The organism is Rhizobium sp. BR 317 (assembly GCF_047445835.1).
GTDB lineage: Bacteria > Pseudomonadota > Alphaproteobacteria > Rhizobiales > Rhizobiaceae > Rhizobium > Rhizobium paranaense.
In genome coordinates this window covers 289,103-305,456 of the sequence record NZ_JARWLB010000002.1, presented here as the reverse complement: position 1 = coordinate 305,456, position 16,354 = coordinate 289,103, and the positions used below count along the sequence as shown (strand labels likewise).

Annotated in this window: 17 protein-coding genes; 14 read left to right on the top strand and 3 right to left on the bottom strand. The window is 58.9% G+C overall.

The annotated features are described in order from the left end of the window. Positions 1 to 32: 32 nt before the first annotated feature. From ftsZ to recN, 4 genes are all read left to right on the top strand, one after another. Positions 33 to 1,784: a cell division protein FtsZ gene (gene ftsZ / locus QD357_RS04070; protein WP_107108461.1), complete on the top strand. Its 1,752-nt coding sequence runs from the start codon at positions 33 to 35 to the stop codon at positions 1,782 to 1,784. 330 nt (positions 1,785 to 2,114) lie between these two features. Continuing rightward, positions 2,115 to 3,071 carry a UDP-3-O-acyl-N-acetylglucosamine deacetylase gene (lpxC, locus tag QD357_RS04065; protein ID WP_414124052.1) on the top strand — a complete coding sequence of 319 codons (957 nt, stop codon included), beginning with the start codon at positions 2,115 to 2,117 and terminating at the stop codon, positions 3,069 to 3,071. A gap of 289 nt (positions 3,072 to 3,360) precedes the next feature. After that, positions 3,361 to 4,230: an outer membrane protein assembly factor BamD gene (locus QD357_RS04060; RefSeq protein ID WP_181316068.1), complete on the top strand. Its 870-nt coding sequence runs from the start codon at positions 3,361 to 3,363 to the stop codon at positions 4,228 to 4,230. A 12-nt stretch (positions 4,231 to 4,242) separates the two neighbouring features. Further along, positions 4,243 to 5,916: a DNA repair protein RecN gene (recN, locus tag QD357_RS04055; protein WP_107108458.1), complete on the top strand. Its 1,674-nt coding sequence runs from the start codon at positions 4,243 to 4,245 to the stop codon at positions 5,914 to 5,916. 81 nt (positions 5,917 to 5,997) lie between these two features. Here recN and QD357_RS04050 read toward each other — a convergent pair whose 3' ends face one another. Continuing rightward, positions 5,998 to 6,804 carry a class I SAM-dependent methyltransferase gene (locus QD357_RS04050; protein WP_245407473.1) on the bottom strand — a complete coding sequence of 269 codons (807 nt, stop codon included), beginning with the start codon at positions 6,802 to 6,804 and terminating at the stop codon, positions 5,998 to 6,000. Between the two features lie 223 nt (positions 6,805 to 7,027). On the opposite strand from QD357_RS04050, the gene ligA reads away from it, so the two are divergent. The 3 genes from ligA to QD357_RS04035 are packed head-to-tail and all read left to right on the top strand — an operon-like array spanning position 7,028 to position 9,909. Next, entirely contained in the window at positions 7,028 to 9,181 is a 2,154-nt protein-coding gene (ligA, locus tag QD357_RS04045; protein WP_107108456.1) for an NAD-dependent DNA ligase LigA, read from the top strand. Between the two features lie 54 nt (positions 9,182 to 9,235). Then, positions 9,236 to 9,532 (top strand): type II toxin-antitoxin system HigB family toxin, encoded by a 297-nt coding sequence (locus QD357_RS04040; protein ID WP_107108455.1) that lies wholly within the window; start codon positions 9,236 to 9,238, stop codon positions 9,530 to 9,532. Then, complete coding sequence (locus QD357_RS04035) at positions 9,532 to 9,909, top strand: helix-turn-helix domain-containing protein (protein WP_107108454.1); 378 nt, start codon at positions 9,532 to 9,534, stop codon at positions 9,907 to 9,909. The genes QD357_RS04040 and QD357_RS04035 overlap by 1 nt, the downstream gene beginning before the upstream one ends. A gap of 9 nt (positions 9,910 to 9,918) precedes the next feature. On the opposite strand, the gene QD357_RS04030 is transcribed toward QD357_RS04035, so the two are convergent. Then, positions 9,919 to 10,455, bottom strand: coding sequence for a GNAT family N-acetyltransferase (locus QD357_RS04030; protein ID WP_107108453.1), 537 nt, complete (start codon positions 10,453 to 10,455; stop codon positions 9,919 to 9,921). 383 nt (positions 10,456 to 10,838) lie between these two features. Here QD357_RS04030 and QD357_RS04025 point away from each other — a divergent pair, with 383 nt between their 5' ends. The 5 genes from QD357_RS04025 (at position 10,839) to QD357_RS04005 (ending at position 14,600) form a co-directional block, all read left to right on the top strand. After that, positions 10,839 to 12,050 (top strand): glycosyltransferase family 4 protein, encoded by a 1,212-nt coding sequence (locus QD357_RS04025; protein ID WP_107108452.1) that lies wholly within the window; start codon positions 10,839 to 10,841, stop codon positions 12,048 to 12,050. A gap of 15 nt (positions 12,051 to 12,065) precedes the next feature. Then, the gene (locus tag QD357_RS04020; protein WP_107108451.1) at positions 12,066 to 13,055 is read left to right on the top strand and encodes an NAD-dependent epimerase/dehydratase family protein; all 990 of its coding nucleotides are present in this window, start codon (positions 12,066 to 12,068) and stop codon (positions 13,053 to 13,055) included. Positions 13,056 to 13,173: 118 nt separating this feature from the next. Continuing rightward, a complete protein-coding gene (locus QD357_RS04015; protein WP_107108450.1) occupies positions 13,174 to 13,497 on the top strand; it encodes an ArsR/SmtB family transcription factor in 324 nt (107 codons plus the stop codon). Positions 13,498 to 13,548: 51 nt separating this feature from the next. Continuing rightward, the gene (locus QD357_RS04010; protein WP_107108449.1) at positions 13,549 to 13,995 is read left to right on the top strand and encodes an SRPBCC family protein; all 447 of its coding nucleotides are present in this window, start codon (positions 13,549 to 13,551) and stop codon (positions 13,993 to 13,995) included. A gap of 110 nt (positions 13,996 to 14,105) precedes the next feature. Further along, the gene (locus tag QD357_RS04005) at positions 14,106 to 14,600 is read left to right on the top strand and encodes a CreA family protein (protein ID WP_107108448.1); all 495 of its coding nucleotides are present in this window, start codon (positions 14,106 to 14,108) and stop codon (positions 14,598 to 14,600) included. Positions 14,601 to 14,865: 265 nt separating this feature from the next. Here the strand turns inward: QD357_RS04005 and QD357_RS04000 are convergent, their stop codons facing one another. Next, positions 14,866 to 15,330, bottom strand: a complete 465-nt coding sequence (locus QD357_RS04000; RefSeq protein WP_414124051.1) for a chemotaxis protein CheW — start codon at positions 15,328 to 15,330, stop codon at positions 14,866 to 14,868. Between QD357_RS04000 and QD357_RS03995 the strand changes: the two genes are divergently transcribed. Then, positions 15,310 to 15,573, top strand: a complete 264-nt coding sequence (locus QD357_RS03995; RefSeq protein WP_146143995.1) for a hypothetical protein — start codon at positions 15,310 to 15,312, stop codon at positions 15,571 to 15,573. The two genes, QD357_RS04000 and QD357_RS03995, sit on opposite strands and share 21 nt — an antisense overlap. 174 nt (positions 15,574 to 15,747) lie before the next feature. Next, entirely contained in the window at positions 15,748 to 16,350 is a 603-nt protein-coding gene (locus QD357_RS03990; RefSeq protein ID WP_107108447.1) for an SCO family protein, read from the top strand. Positions 16,351 to 16,354: the final 4 nt, after the last annotated feature.

Sequence of the window (16,354 nt, the reverse complement as noted above, 5' to 3'; positions counted from 1 at the left end):
CGATGCGGCCATAAAGAGAAGGAACGGGTACCATGACTATCAAGCTGCATAAGCCAGATATCACCGAGCTGAAGCCGCGGATTACCGTGTTCGGTGTCGGTGGTGGTGGCGGCAATGCCGTCAACAACATGATCACGGCAGGCTTGCAGGGCGTCGATTTCGTCGTCGCCAATACGGATGCACAGGCTTTGACGATGACGAAGGCAGAGCGGATCATCCAGCTCGGCGTTAACGTGACCGAAGGCCTCGGCGCAGGTTCGCAGCCGGAAGTCGGCCGCGCGGCTGCTGAAGAGTGCATTGACGAGATCATCGATCACCTGAACGGTACCCACATGTGCTTCGTCACCGCCGGCATGGGCGGCGGCACCGGCACGGGTGCTGCGCCGGTCGTTGCACAGGCCGCCCGCAACAAGGGCATCCTGACCGTCGGCGTCGTCACCAAGCCGTTCCATTTCGAAGGCGGCCGCCGCATGCGGCTTGCCGAAATGGGCATCCAGGAACTGCAGAAGTCGGTCGACACGCTGATCGTCATTCCGAACCAGAACCTGTTCCGTATCGCCAACGACAAGACGACCTTTGCGGACGCGTTCTCGATGGCCGACCAGGTTCTCTATTCGGGCGTTGCCTGCATCACCGATCTGATGGTGAAGGAAGGTCTCATCAACCTCGACTTCGCCGACGTCCGTTCGGTCATGCGCGAAATGGGCCGCGCCATGATGGGCACCGGCGAGGCTTCGGGTCAGGGCCGCGCAATGCAGGCTGCTGAGGCCGCCATTGCCAACCCGCTGCTCGACGAAACCTCGATGAAGGGCGCGCAGGGCCTGCTGATCTCGATCACCGGCGGTCGTGACCTCACCCTGTTCGAAGTCGACGAAGCTGCGACCCGCATCCGCGAAGAAGTCGATCCGGACGCCAACATCATCTTGGGCGCCACCTTCGACGAATCGCTCGAAGGCATCATCCGCGTTTCCGTCGTCGCAACAGGCATCGATCGTGCGATGAACGAAGCGGCCGACAAGGCCATGGAATTCCGTCCGGTCGCAAAGCCGGCTGTCCGTCCCTCCGCGGCCGTTGCTCCGGCAGCGGCCGCAGCTCAGCCTGCCCATGTCGCGCAGGCACCTAAGGCCGTTGTCGATCCAATCGCGCAGACCATCCGTATGGCGGAAGCCGAAATGGAGCGCGAATTGGAAATCCATTCTGTCCGCCAGCAGCAGCCGGTCATGCAACAGCAGCCGGTCGCTCAGGAGGAAAGCTTCCGTCCCCAGAGCCGCATCTTCGCAGCACCTGAGGCACAGCCGGTACGTCAGGCTCCGGTTCAGCAGCAGCCGGCCCCGGTCATGCATCAGCAGCCTGTGATGCAGCAGCCGGCTCCCATGCAGATGCAGCAGCCGGTGCGCCAGGAGCCCATCATCCGTCAGGCTCCGGAGCAGGTCCGTATGCCGAAGGTCGAGGATTTCCCTCCGGTCGTTAAGGCCGAGATGGAACATCGTGCTCAGCCGGTCGCCGCTCAGGCTACTGAAGAGCGCGGTCCGATGGGCTTGCTGAAGCGAATCACCAACTCGCTCGGCCGCCGCGAAGAGGACGCAGCTTTCAACGACATGACGGCTTCGGCTCCGAATGCCGCTTCGCAGCAGCGCCGGCCGCTGTCGCCGGAAGCAAGCCTCTACGCACCGCGTCGTGGCCAGCTCGACGATCAGGGCCGTCAGGTTCCGCAGGCGCGCATGGCAAGCCAGGAAGACGACCAGCTTGAAATTCCGGCTTTCCTACGCCGGCAATCGAACTGATCCGGTATTAGGCATCCTTTTAATAGGATACTAACCATGTTTATCGAATCCGGGGCTTAACGGTCCCGGATTTCTTTATTTTCGGCCTCTCTTTAATTCTAAAATTACCTAGCAAATTCAATCGTCTGGTTTCGTAACAAAGCGAAAGAAACAGTGATTTGGAATGCGGTGCCCGCGCGCGTATTTAGGTAGCAAGCGAGTCAGCGGAATCGCATCCAGCAATCATTGCATGTGGATTTCGCAGAGTAGGTAACAGACTGAACCAGCGATGAGGGCAGGATCCAAAGATGACCGCCCGGTCTGGAACAGATAGACGAAGGCAGATTTTATATGGCAATCGGATTGCTAGGTTTTCAGACCACCATTGCAAGCCMTGTGACACTCTCGGGTATCGGCGTTCATTCTGGCGCCAATGTGTCGATTACGCTTTATCCAGCCGAGGCTGATACGGGTGTCATCTTCCAGCGCATGCATGACAATGGCGATGTGACGGAGCTGCGTGCCGTTTCTTCGCAGGTTGGCAATACCGATCTTTGCACAGTTCTCGGTTTCTCTCCGGCGCGTTCCGTCGCGACGGTCGAGCATGTCATGGCAGCGATCTATGCGATCGGCCTGGACAATGTCATCGTCGAAGCCTCCGGTGCGGAAATGCCGATCATGGACGGCAGCGCCTATCCTTTCATCGAAGCGATCGAGCAGGTCGGTATCGTCTCGCTCGGCGTCAAGCGCCGCTATATCCGCGTCACCAAGCCGGTGCGAATCGAGGCAGGCGGTTCCTGGTGCGAGTTCCGGCCCTATGACGGCACGCGCTTCGAAGTCGAGATCGATTTCGAATGCCCGCTGATCGGCCGACAGAAGTGGGAAGGCGATCTGACTGCCAAGACCTTCAAGTCCGAACTGTCGCGGGCGCGCACCTTCGGCTTCATGCGTGATGTCGAGCGTCTCTGGGCTTCGGGTCATGCTCTCGGCTCTTCTCTCGAAAATTCCGTCGTCATCTCCGACGACAACACGGTGATCAACGTCGAAGGCCTGCGCTACGCCAAGGACGAATTCGTCCGTCACAAGGCGTTGGATGCCGTTGGCGATCTGGCGCTGGCCGGTGCTCAGTTCATCGGCTGCTACCGCTCCTATCGCGGCGGCCATCGCATGAACGCCAATGCATTGAAGGCGCTGCTGAGCGATCCTTCGGCCTACGATGTCGTAGAGACTTCCGCACCGCGTCAGCGCGCACATAGCCGCGAATTCGTTGCCGTGAATGCTCCCGAATTCGCCCCCTGGTCTGCGTGACCTCCAGAAACCCAGGTGGCATAGTCGCCGCTCCCGAAAGGGGGCGGCTCTTTTTTTGACGGGAGATTCGTCAGTGGCGCTTTCAAAGCCGGCCAGAGGGTCGCGTTCGGGTAGCCAGGAAGCGAAATCTCTTGTCAATACAGCGGTTAAAGCCTGCCGTTGCGCAGTCTTTGCCACAAAAATGCGTTAATGCATCATCATTGCGTTGCCCTCATGGTGCTTTTGCGGCTAGAAACGCCAGCGAGAGAACGCCGTTTCCGCAACGACGGCTATTGGGACAAGTCATCCGATGGGTTTTGCAGGGTCTGAAAGCATGAAGATTACAGCACGGGCTTTGCTCGTATCGCTTCTCCTGGCCGGTACCGGTGCGGTGGTAACGGGTTGTAATACCGACAAGGATATCGACATCACCAAGCTTGGTGTCGAGAGCGATCCTCCGGAAACCCTCTACAATCAGGGTCTGGCCAATATCAAGGCCGGCAATATGACGGAAGCCGGCAAGAAGTTCGATGCCATCAACAAGCAGCAGCCCTTCTCCGAATGGGCGCGCAAAGCACTGGTGATGAGCACCTTCGTCAAATATCGCACCGGCCAATATGACGACGCCGTCCAGACGGGCAATAGCTACCTCAAGCAGTATCCCGGCTCCGAAGATGCTGACTACGTTCAGTATCTCGTCGGTTCGTCCTATGCCAAGCAGATCGTCGACGTGACGCAGGATCAGCGCGCCGCGCAGCAGACGATCGAAGCGATGAACAAGCTCGTCAGCAACTATCCGAACTCGCAATATGTCAGCGACGGGCAGGCGAAGATCCGCTTTGCCCGCGACCAGCTCGCCGGCAAGGAAATGCAGGTCGGCCGCTATTATCTTGAGCGCAAGGATTACCTTGCAGCCATCGCCCGCTTCCGTATCGTCGTTGAGCAATATCCGACGACGAACCAGATTGAAGAGGCGCTGGCACGCTTGGTCGAAGCCTATTACGCCATGGGCATCGTTCAGGAAGCGCAGACGGCAGCCGCCGTTCTCGGCCACAACTATCCGGACAGCCGCTGGTACGCAGATTCCTATAAGCTTCTGAGGACCAGTGGTGTCGAGCCCCGTGAAAACGAAGGCTCCTGGATTTCGAGAGCGGGCAAGAAACTTCTTCTTGGGACGTGAGATTGAGCGCACATGCTGGTCCAGCTTTCGATCCGCGATATCGTTCTGATCGAGCGGCTGGATCTTGCCTTCGAAACTGGGCTTTCGGTGCTAACCGGCGAGACGGGTGCGGGCAAATCCATTCTGCTTGACAGTCTCTCGCTGGCCCTCGGTGGGCGCGGCGATGGCGATCTCGTGCGTCATGGAGAGGATCGCGGTCAGGTGACGGCGGTCTTCGACGTCGGCATGCAGCATGCCGCCCGCAAGCTTTTACGCGAAAATGGCATCGACGATGACGGCGACCTGATTTTCCGCCGTATTCAGTCCGCGGACGGCCGTACCAAGGCTTTCGTCAACGACCAGCCACTCAGCGTCCAGTTGATGCGCCAGGCGGGGCAGCTTCTTGTTGAAATCCATGGACAGCACGACGACCGCGCCCTGGTCGATACCGACGCGCACCGCATGCTTCTCGACGCCTTCGCGGGCATTGCAGAGGAAACACAGGCTGTCGGGCGGCTCTATAAGATCTGGCGCGATACCGAGCGGACGCTGAAGAAGCAGCGGGAGCAGGTGGAAAAAGCTGCGCGCGAGGCCGATTATCTCCGGGCTTCGGTCGAGGAGCTGGAAAAGCTGTCGCCGCAGGACGGCGAAGAGGACGAGCTGGCGGATCGCCGCTCGCGGATGATGAAGGCGGAGCGCATCGCCGGCGACATCTCTGAAGCGTCCGAGTTCCTCAATGGCAATGCTTCGCCGGTGCCACACATCGCCTCGCTGGTACGGCGGTTGGAGCGCAAGAGCCATGAGGCGCCGGGCCTATTAGAAGACACCGTGGCGCTGCTCGACGCGGCGCTGGATCAGCTCTCCAATGCGCAGATGGAAGTGGAGGCGGCGCTCCGCAAGACTGAATATGATCCGAGGGAGCTGGAGCGCGTCGAGGAGCGGCTGTTTGCGCTGCGCGCTGCCTCGCGCAAATATTCCGTGCCGGTGACCGGCCTGCCGGCGCTGGCCGAAAAGATGGTCGCCGAACTCGCCGATCTGGATGCTGGCGAAGAGAGGCTGACACGGCTGGATGCCGAGCTGGCCGTTGCCAAGGCGGACTATGATGCTGCCGCGCGCAGCCTTTCCGACAAGCGTCATAACGCCGGCGAGGCGCTTGCCGACGCTGTCATGGCCGAGCTGCCGGCGCTCAAGCTGGAGCGGGCGCGCTTCATGGTGGAGATCACCACTAATGCCGACGAGGCGACAGCCGAAGGTATCGATGTCATTGAATTCCATGTGCAGACCAATCCGGGCACGCGGCCGGGACCGATCATGAAGGTGGCCTCGGGTGGCGAGCTTTCTCGTTTTCTGCTGGCGCTGAAGGTGGCGCTTGCCGATCGCGGTTCGGCGCCGACCTTGGTTTTCGACGAAATCGACACCGGTGTCGGCGGCGCGGTCGCCGATGCCATCGGTCAGCGGCTGAAGCGCCTTTCCGAGCGTGTGCAGGTGCTTTCCGTCACCCATGCTCCGCAGGTCGCGGCGCGCGCCGCAACGCATCTGCTGATCTCCAAGGGCCCGGTCTCGGACGGTTCCGAGAAGATCTCCACCCGCGTCGCCACCATGGCCCACAAAGACCGCACCGAGGAAATCGCCCGCATGCTCGCCGGCGCTTCGGTCACGGAGGAGGCGAGGGCGGCCGCCAAGCGGCTGTTGGCGGGCAATGGCTGATTGCTGCACAGATACCAGCGATGGCTATTTTCGGCCCGAAGCGGCCATCGTGAGATAGTCGGCTGGAGATTCCTTAGCCGATTAGGCCACCGCCGACACTATCCATACCGAGGCGACCAACGCTACGCTCGTCCCATTGCCAAGGCTACGGAGTCCTTCTCGTAACTTTGGCTCGGCCGCCGACTTTACGGCGGGATTTTCGCGGGCGATCTTTCCCAGCGGGCCAACGCTTAGAAGGACGCGCGTCATTGCATCCACGTCACCGCTTGTCACCGCTTCGTCGTAGGATGCGATCTCGATATTCTTGAATCCGGCAGAAGCAAGGACGTTGCGGACGTACGCAGCGTCGGAAAAACTGAACGGCGTTTCATCCGATGGCGATCGAAATCCCGCTGCAAGTAATGGAAACCTATCCAATTCGTTATCGCAGAAAGCGCGCCAACAGCAGAATGCGATCCTTCCATTGGGTTTCAGTAAGCGATGAAAATTCGAGAAGGCAAGGATTGGATCATCAAATGCCATCACGCCGAAACGAGAGAAAATCGCATCCGCACTGTTGGAGGGAAGCTCTAAAGCTTGGGCATCAGCGTTGATAAGCTGAACACACTTGAGGTGGCTCGTGCGTTGATTGGCGACACTCAGAAGCTCTTCCGCAATATCAACGCCGTAGATCAATCCTTCGTCACCGACCCGGTCCGCCAACTGTAAGATCGTCTGCCCTGTCCCGCAGCCAACATCGATCACCGTACTGGCTGGAGCGAGATGCAACTCTTTCATGGCTCTTAAACCGAGCGGAGAGAGCTGCCGATCAATAAGTTCGTATTCGCCAGCCCAGGCCTTGGCATGTAATTGCCGTGGGCTCAAACTATCGATGCTTGCCTCTGCCATGGACTGGTCCACCCAGTAATTCCGTTCGCGCCGAACCATAGACCAATCGATACGATGACAGCAATTGCCGCAAAGTTGCCTTAGACGCCACCGTCACGGTTGTTCACCTCTGCCGCCGAATTCCGGATTTTTCTCTTTGTATTTACGCGCCGCGGATGGAAAAACCGCTTCGCACTTTTCTTGGAAGTGCTCTAAAACATCTCCGAAATCGGGGAGTAGATTCATGAGCACCGAACAGACGCCCGTCGAGGATTTGACCGAAGAAGAAGCGGCCGCGGCGCTCGCCTATCTGGCAGCGGAGATTGCGCGCAATGACGCGCTCTATCATGGCCAGGACGCGCCTCGGATTTCAGATGCGGAATATGATGCGCTGAAGCGGCGCAATGATGCCATCGAGGCACGCTTCCCAGCGTTGGTTCGCGCCGACAGCCCGTCACGGCGGGTGGGTGCCGCGCCGTCGGAAACCTTTGCGCCTGTCGTGCATGCAAGGCCGATGCTCTCGCTCGACAACACCTTCTCGCAGGAAGACGTGCAGGATTTCGTCGCCGGCGTCTATCGTTTCCTTGGCMGGCTGCCCGATCAATCGATTGCCTTTACTGCCGAGCCGAAGATCGACGGGCTTTCCATGTCGATCCGCTATGAGAACGGCCGGATGGTGAGCGCGGCAACCCGCGGCGACGGCACGACCGGCGAAAACGTCACCGCCAATATCCGCACCATCAAGGAAATCCCGCAGACCTTGCCCGCCGGCGCGCCTGCGGTCGTGGAAGTGCGCGGCGAGGTCTATATGGCCAAGAGCGATTTCCTGGCGCTGAACGCGCAAATGGAAGCGGAGGGCAAGCAGACATATGTCAACCCGCGCAATACGGCGGCCGGCTCGCTGCGCCAGCTCGATGCGAAGGTGACGGCCAGCCGCAAGCTGAAATTCTTCGCCTATGCTTGGGGCGAGATGTCAGACATGCCGGCCGACACGCAGTTCGGTATGGTGCAGACATTCGGGAAATGGGGTTTTCCGGTCAATCCGCTGATGAAGCGGCTGAATTCGGTCGCCGACATCCTCGCGCATTATGATGAGATCGGCCTTCAGCGTCCGGATCTCGATTATGATATCGACGGCGTCGTCTATAAGGTCGACAGTCTGGAGTTGCAGGCTCGACTCGGTTTCCGGTCGCGCTCGCCGCGCTGGGCGACGGCACATAAGTTTCCGGCGGAGCAGGCATTCACCCGGCTGATGGGCATCGACATACAGGTGGGCCGCACGGGGGCACTGACGCCGGTCGCGCGGCTGGAGCCGATCACAGTCGGCGGCGTCGTGGTGACCAATGCGACGCTGCACAATGCCGATTACATCAAGGGCATCGGCAACAAGGGTGAGCCGATCCGCGATAGCCGCGACATCCGGGTTGGCGACATGGTGATCGTGCAGCGCGCCGGCGATGTCATTCCGCAGATCGTCGATGTCGTGCTGGAGAAGCGGGAAACGTCAAGCCTTCCTTACGAATTTCCCAAGGTGTGCCCGGTCTGCGGCAGCCATGCGGTGCGTGACATCAACGAGAAGACCGGTAAGGTCGATGCAGTAACGCGCTGCACAGGCGGCTTCATTTGCCGGGCGCAGGCAACGGAGCATTTGAAGCATTTCGTGTCACGCAATGCTTTCGATATCGAGGGCCTGGGTTCGAAGCAGATCGATTTCTTCTTTGAGAACGAGGATGCGGCGCTGCAGGTGCGCACCGCGCCTGACATCTTCACGCTGGAAAAGCGTCAGCAGTCTTCGCTTGCCAAGCTGGAGAATATCGATGGCTTCGGTAAGGTCAGCGTTTCCAAGCTCTATGCGGCGATCAACGAGCGGCGCGATATCGCTCTGCACCGCTTCATCTTCGCGCTCGGTATCCGCCATGTCGGCGAGACGACGGCGAAGCTCCTGGCGCGCTCCTATGGCAGCTATGAAGCCTTCGAGGTGGCAATGAAGGAGGCGGCGCCTCTTTCGGGAGACGCATGGAACGACCTCAACAATATCGAGGGCATCGGTGAGGTCGTGGCGCGCGCTATCGTCGAATTCTACAAGGAGCCGCGCAACATCGCCGTGATCTCGAAGCTGCTCGAAGAGGTGCGGCCGCAAGAGGCGGAACAACCGACCACATCGGGCAGCCCTGTTGTCGGCAAGACGGTGGTTTTCACCGGTTCACTCGAGAAATTTACCCGCGATGAAGCCAAGGCCAAGGCCGAGAGCCTCGGTGCCAAGGTTTCCGGCTCAGTTTCGAAAAAGACCGACATTGTCGTCGCCGGACCCGGTGCGGGATCGAAGCTCGACAAGGCACGGGAATTCAATGTGCAGGTCATGACCGAGGATGAGTGGCTGGCGCTGATTGGGGGCTAACGTGGTTTTGATTGCGAGGTTGATTTGTTCCCGTTTTGGGAATAATTGTTGTCAATGAATATCGTTGCAAAAACGACGCTTCGTAGATTTTGGGAGCGCCACCCGCAAGCGAGAGTTCCCCTTGCAACATGGTATTCGGTCGTCAGCAAAACCGAATGGAGCGGGCCGGCTGACATCAAAAAGATGTTTGGTGCTAACGTGGATTTTATCGGTGACAACCGCGTGATCTTCGATATTGCCGGCAACAAATACCGATTGGTTGTTCATATCGTCTACAAGCATAGGCGCGTGCTGATCAAATTTGTCGGCACTCATGCGGACTATGACAGAATTGATCCGGAGACAGTGTGATGAGGGATATCAAACCGATCAAGACAGATGCGGATCTTGAATGGGCTCTTGCGGAGATCGCTCCTTATTTCGACAATCCACCGGAGGATGGAACAGCGGAAGCGGATCGTTTCGACGTGCTGACGGATTTAATCGAAGCCTATGAAAACCGGCATTTCACGGTCGAAGATCCAGAACCGGTTGAGCTTCTGCGGGCATTCATGGAAATGACGGGTCGGAGTCAGTCTGATCTAGCTGAGCTTCTGGGCTCCCGCTCCCGTGCCTCGGAAATCCTTGGCCGGAAGCGGGCATTGACGCTTGATATGATTTTCAAACTTAAGGAAGAGTGGGGCATTCCCGCCGATTGCCTCGTGCGGCCCTATGCCTTGGTTGCATGAGTGTGAGGGCTACATCCTCACGCGCGCCATCGTGAATGCATCCACATATTCACCGTTGCGAAACGCAAAGGCTTTGAGCCGTCCCTCGGTTTCGAAACCGAATTTCTCGTAAAGCCGGATCGCCCGTCCATTGTCGACATAGACCGTCAGTTCCAAGCGTTTGATCGCCAGCCAATTGTCGGCGGCGTCGATGAGGGCGGTGAGCAACGCCGAGCCGATGCCCCGGCCGGTGAAATCGTCGTGGACGCCCATGCCGAGGTGGCCGGTGTGGATCTGCCGGCCGGAATGGCGGCGCAGGCCGGCATTGCCGACGACTTGCCCGTCGAGCACGGCGACGAGATTGATCGAGCCGGGTAGGGTTTTTTCCATCCACTGCCGGGTTTCTTCGATGCTCTGGAAGGGTAGGCGTAGTGTGCCGGCGCGATATCCGGGCAGATTGGCAATAAAGGCTACCGCTTCGGCATCGGACAGCCGTGCGGCGCGGATTTCCACTGTGCCCGGTTTTCGGGATCGTCGTTCGTCTGAATCTTGTTGTTCGGAATTCATGTGCTCTCCTTAAGGTTCAAGAGGAGAGCAGAGCCTTCAAACCCTGCTCGCCTCGGCAGGGTTGAAAGGGACCGCAATCAGCTCAACGCGACGCCGCTCCCGCTCGCCCTGCAAGGGGTGAGGTGGTGAGAGTATGCATCACGGTGGTGCGGTTTGCGATCATGGCAACAACTTCCGGTGCTTTGCGCGGAAGTCAATGGGTTGCCTTTAACAACCGATTTGCATGGTATTTCCCGCATACCGTGTCGACCACTCGCCTTAATGCGAAAGGATGAATTGAATTGGCGTCGCGCAGGCCGCTGAATACCATCAGGGGCATGATGTAAAAGGCGAATCCCTTTCGTCCGGTCCCGCGCAATATGGGTTAGTGGGCGCCGGGTTCAATGCGTTTGATACTTGTCAACGACGTCTCAATCATTCGCGGCGGTGCGACAAAGGTGGCGTTGCAATGCATTGATGCGAGCAGGCAAGCAGGGCTGAATTGCGCCATCCTGGTCGGCGATGACGGCGAAGGACTGAAGCCGCGCTTTGCCGGCATCCGCACGGTCGCGCTCGGCGAACGACCCCTTCGCGACGGGCCTACTTTCACCGATGTCTTCGAGAAGAATTACAACAAGCGTGCCTACGAGGCGCTGGACGGTCTGCTGAAGGAAACGGACGAGGAGACYGTCGTGCATGTGCACGGCTGGTCGCAAATTCTCTCGCCGTCGATCTTCTACGCACTCGCCAAACACAAGGCYAAGGTCATCATCACGGCGCATGATTTCTTCCTGACTTGTCCGAACGGAGGGCTGATCAATTTCCAGAGCGGAACGGTCTGCGATGTCCGCCCGCTGTCGGCAGGATGTCTGACGACCAATTGCGACAAGCGAAATTATCTCCACAAACTCTGGCGCTTCCGCCGCACGCTGACCCAACGCGGCGTCGGCGAGGAGTTCTGGAGCCGCGTCGGCATCGTGTTGGCGCATGAGAGCATGGAACCCTATTTGAATTCCGGCCCGTTGCAGCATTTTCTGACCTTGCGCACACCGACGGAGCCATTGACGCCAACGCCCGTGGAGGCTTGGCGCAATCACCGCACCGTCTTCTTGGGGCGTATGTGCTGGGAAAAGGGTGTTCGCACGCTCGCCGACGCATTGAACAAGACCGGGCGAACGGCGACGCTGATCGGCCGTGGACCGCTGCTCGACGAGATGCAGCGGGCGTTGCCGCATTGTTGGGTGCCGGGTTGGYTGGCCGACGAGGAGGTGACGACGCTGGCCGGGGAAGCGCGCGTCTTCATCATGCCGTCCCGCATGCCCGAACCCTACGGACTGGTGGCCGCCGAGGCGCTGATGTCCGGCATTCCCGTCATCGTCAGCAGCAATGCGCTGATAGCCGCCGAAGTAGAGCGGCACGGCGCGGGACTGGTCTTTAAAAGCGGCGATGCCGGCTCGCTGGCGGAACGCCTCGCGAGCACKGATGACGACAGACTGATGCAGAAATTATGCGAAGGCGCGTTAGCRCTTGGCCAGCGGATTGCACCCAGCAAAGCAGAATGGGGTCGGCGCATGGTCGATATCTATACAGGCAGGAGCGGCTTYTTCGCTCATTGAAAAGGGGGCAATGACATGGCGCGGGCGTTGGTAACGGGRGGCTGTGGTTTTGTGGGGAGGCATCTGATCAAGCGGCTTTTGACCGAGGGKTTGGATGTYGTGTGYGTCGATCAATTGGTGGAAGGGACGGGGGCACGGCATCCCGATCTCTGGCAGCGCTTTCCYGGATCGCGCTTTACGTTTTTCGAGGAGGATTGTCGCACTTTCTTTCTCCGCCCTGCGGAACGTTTCGACTATGTTTTCCACCTTGCCGCRCTGGTCGGAGGCCGCGTGACGCTGGAGGCGCGCACGCTGGACGTTGCCGAGGATCTGGCGGTRGATACGGAATTGTGGAAATGGGCGGCACGCGCCAAGCCTGGCTGCGTCGTGTTCTTCAGCTCCAGTGCGGCCTATCCCGTCTCGCTGCAGACGGTCGCTAACCACCGGCTGCTTTCGGAAGATATGATTTCTTTCGAGGCCGCCATTGGCGTGCCGGATCTCAGCTATGGCTGGGCGAAACTGACCGGCGAATATCTGATGAAGCTCTATGTCGAACGCTACGGCCATCGGGCGGTCGCATATCGGCCGTTCAGCGGCTATGGCGAAGATCAGGATCTGGCCTATCCATTCCCGGCCATTTGTCGCCGCTTGCTTAACGAAAGAGGCGCGCCGGAAGTTTTCGTCTGGGGGTCGGGCCGGCAATGCCGGGACTTCATCCATATTGATGATTGCGTCGATTTCATCTGGCAAACCAAGGAACTATTGCCGGATGGCGCAAGCCTCAACCTTTCGACCGGCCTGGCTACCTCCTTTATGGAGCTGGCGGAGACCATTGCTCGGCAAATTGGCTGGAATCCTGTCGTGAACGGCCTCTGCGATCGCCCTGAAGGCGTCTTCTATCGCTGCGGCGATACGGCTCTGCAGCGTTCCTATGGGCTCGCGCCGCGCGTCAGCCTGGAGGAGGGAATTGCGCGAATGCTCAATCATCTGCGTATGGAGCAGGAGCAGTACGACATCGCTATCTGACGCGCGACCTCTCCTCTCACGCAGGTTTTCGCCGCGACATCAGTTCATGTCACTTGACATGCAACCAAATAGTTGCCTATAAGATCACCAATAGGCAACTAAATGGTTCCGTGTTTGCATGAACGACGATGCGGTTTTTCGAGCTTTGGCGGATGCAAGCCGGCGGCAATTGCTGGACCGACTGTATGAGCAGAATGGCCAGACGCTCGGCGAACTCTGCCAGGGCTTGGAGATGACGCGCCAAGCCGTGGCGAAACATCTTGCCATATTGGCAGAGGCGAACCTGGTATCCGCGCAGCGGCAGGGCCGGGAGAAGCTGCATTTTATCAATCCCGTTCCGATCAACCACATCGCCGAACGCTGGATCAACAAATTCGAGCGCCGCCAATTAAGCGCTCTTTCCGCCCTCAAGAAAGCGCTGGAGGGTGATAGCGGCGAGTAGCGGCCGCCAGATACCGTCACTAGGAAATCACCTTACAAGAGGAGAAATATCATGACCGGTAGCAGCTTTGTTTATGTGACCTTCATCCGCACCACACCCGACAAGCTTTGGTCAGCGCTGACGACGCCGGAGTTCATCAAGAAATACTGGTTCAACATCCAGCATGAGACCGATTGGAAGGTCGGTTCGCCATGGAAGATGGTCTATCCGGACGGTCGTATCACGGACACCGGCGAGATCGCGGAGTTCGATCCGCCGAAGCGGCTCGCCATCAAATGGCGCAACGAATTCATGCCTGAACTGAAGGCGGAAGGCTGGTCGCGTTGCGTCATGGATATCGAGCAGGTGGAGGATGTGGTGAAGCTCACCGTCACCCACACGATGGAGCTGGAAAATGCGAAGTTCATCGGTGCCGTATCCGGCGGCTGGCCGAAAATCCTCTCCAACCTCAAATCGCTCCTGGAGACAGGCGAGGTCGTGTTGAAGGAAATCAGATGAGCGACAGCAGGGGCGCTTACGGAGCGCCCCGGCCTCCCTTGCATCCCCCGATMGCCACCTTACCTTAGCGGGGCCGCGGCTCGATCGGCGGCGATGTTGGAGGGTGCTCGATGACGTCACTGAAATTGCATGCCGCTATTGCCGCGTCGTTCCTGGCGCTGGCGCCTGTTTCCGCTTCGGCTGAGATTGTCGGCAAGGTTGGGGTGGATTGGACCGGCAACGACATTCTGGTCGATGCCGTACCGGATCCGGAAGTATCCGGCGTAACCTGCCACGTCACCTATTTCGACCGGAGCGTCATCGACCGGCTGAGGAACGGCAATTGGTTCGAAGACCCTTCCAACAACTCCATTGCCTGCCGTCAGACGGGGCCGATCGAGATCGGCAATATCAGCCTGTCGGAGGGTGGCGAAGAGGTGTTTCGCGCCGGCTTGTCGCTGATTTGGAAGAAGCTGGTGGTCGACCGAATCTACGACAAGAAGAACGACACGCTGGTCTATCTCATCCATTCACGCGAATTGACCGATGGTTCGGCGAAAATGGCAATTTCGACCATTCCGTTGTTCGGCCAGAATGTTACCTGGAAGAATGGCAAACCCAAATAAGATTACCGGGATACCGCATTGAGAACCGTCAAGGGGTTTGTACCAAAAAAAGTCCTGCTCTTTGGTTACTGAATGCCTCTCGGTMGCTTTCGGATTGCGCCATTTTGGTGCAGTTCTAGGGCGAACGTGGAAGTGCCACTTCCATCTGTTCACGGCCTGCGCGACCGGCGCACCGGCAACACCCCTGCCGACGACGGTCCTTCAAACACAATCGCCCTGGAGCGCTTGCTCCAGGGCGATTTTCGTTTGCGATGCTGTCTGGAAATCAAGCCGCTTGCGCGAGCTCGTCCGCAATCACCGTGTMGAGGTTCAGGAAGCAGACCATGGTCTTCTCCAGCGCGACGATGCCGCGGCAGAAGGCGCGCTGCGCTTCCGGAATGATTTCCGGCGGCGGCTGCAGATCTTCGCTCTTGATGCTCATCATATCGGAGACCTGTTCGACCAGCAGGCCGACKAGCTTGCCGGCGATATCGGTGACGATGATGGCGGAGCGTTCGGACGGCTCGGTCATCTTCATGCCGAGGCGGCAGGCCATATCGATGACCGGGATCACCGCGCCACGCAAATTGATGAGGCCAAGCACGTAGGGCGGCGTGTGCGGCATCGGCGTCACCGGCGCCCAGCCGCGGATTTCGCGGATGGCCATGATGTCAATGCAGAATTCCTGATCGCCGAGGTGGAAGGAGACGATCTCCAGATAGGCGCCCGATTGTTTGATAGCATTCGTCATGGTCAAGGACTTCCCGTTTGGCGCCGGCGGCAGGCGGCGGTAGCGATTGAAAAAGGATCGGCTGGAGCGGCTGATGGCTGCGACAGCATCCGGTGGCTTTGGCGCTTAAAACGCGCTTCGCTCTCCGGCGGGCGTCATGCCCTTCTGGAAGAAAATCGATTTGCCGCATATTCGGCGGCCGGCGAGTCGGACTTCGCCCCTTTGTATTTTGATGTTCGCGCGGAGTGGTTAGAATTGCTTTAACGCGACGATGGATTCCGCATCTTTGCGCCCGGACCGGGGCATTCACCTTACTCAGCAGCCCCCAAAAACATCTTCTTGAATTGCGTCCTCCACTTCAACCCGCTAAACCCTTGAAATAATCGCCTGCGCGGCCCGCTTATCGAGCCTCGGCCGGCGTGGTGAGGAAAAGCAGCGATGAAGAGCGTGCGGATTGTTGTCTGGATAGCCGTGGTGATCGTGGCCGGGCTGTTGGGTTGGTTGAGCTTCGGCGTTACCAAGTCGCCAGAAGCTGCCAGCGAGGGACCATACGGCGTGCCGTTCACGCTGGTTGCGCAGAATGGCCAGCCGGTCAGCGAGCAGGCGTTTCGTGGAAAGCCGACGGCGCTTTTCTTCGGCTATACGCATTGTCCCGATGTCTGCCCGACGACCTTGTTCGAGCTGAACGGCTGGATGCAGAAGGTCGATCCCGACGGGACGAAGCTCAACGCCTATTTCGTGACCGTCGATCCGGCACGCGATACGCCCGCGATCATAAAGGAATATGTCTCCAACGTTTCCAGCCGTATCACCGGCATTTCGGGTGACCCCGACAAGGTGATGGATATGGTCAAGGGCTTCAGGGTCTATGCCAAGAAGGTGCCGCTCGACGAAAAAGATCCGAACGGCGACTACACCATGGATCATACCGCCTCGGTCTTCCTGCTCGATTCCGCCGGCCGCTTTGCCGGCACAATCGCCTATCAGGAAGACCCGGATGTAGCGGTCAAGAAGTTGCAAAACCTGATCAAGAAGGGCTAGGGAG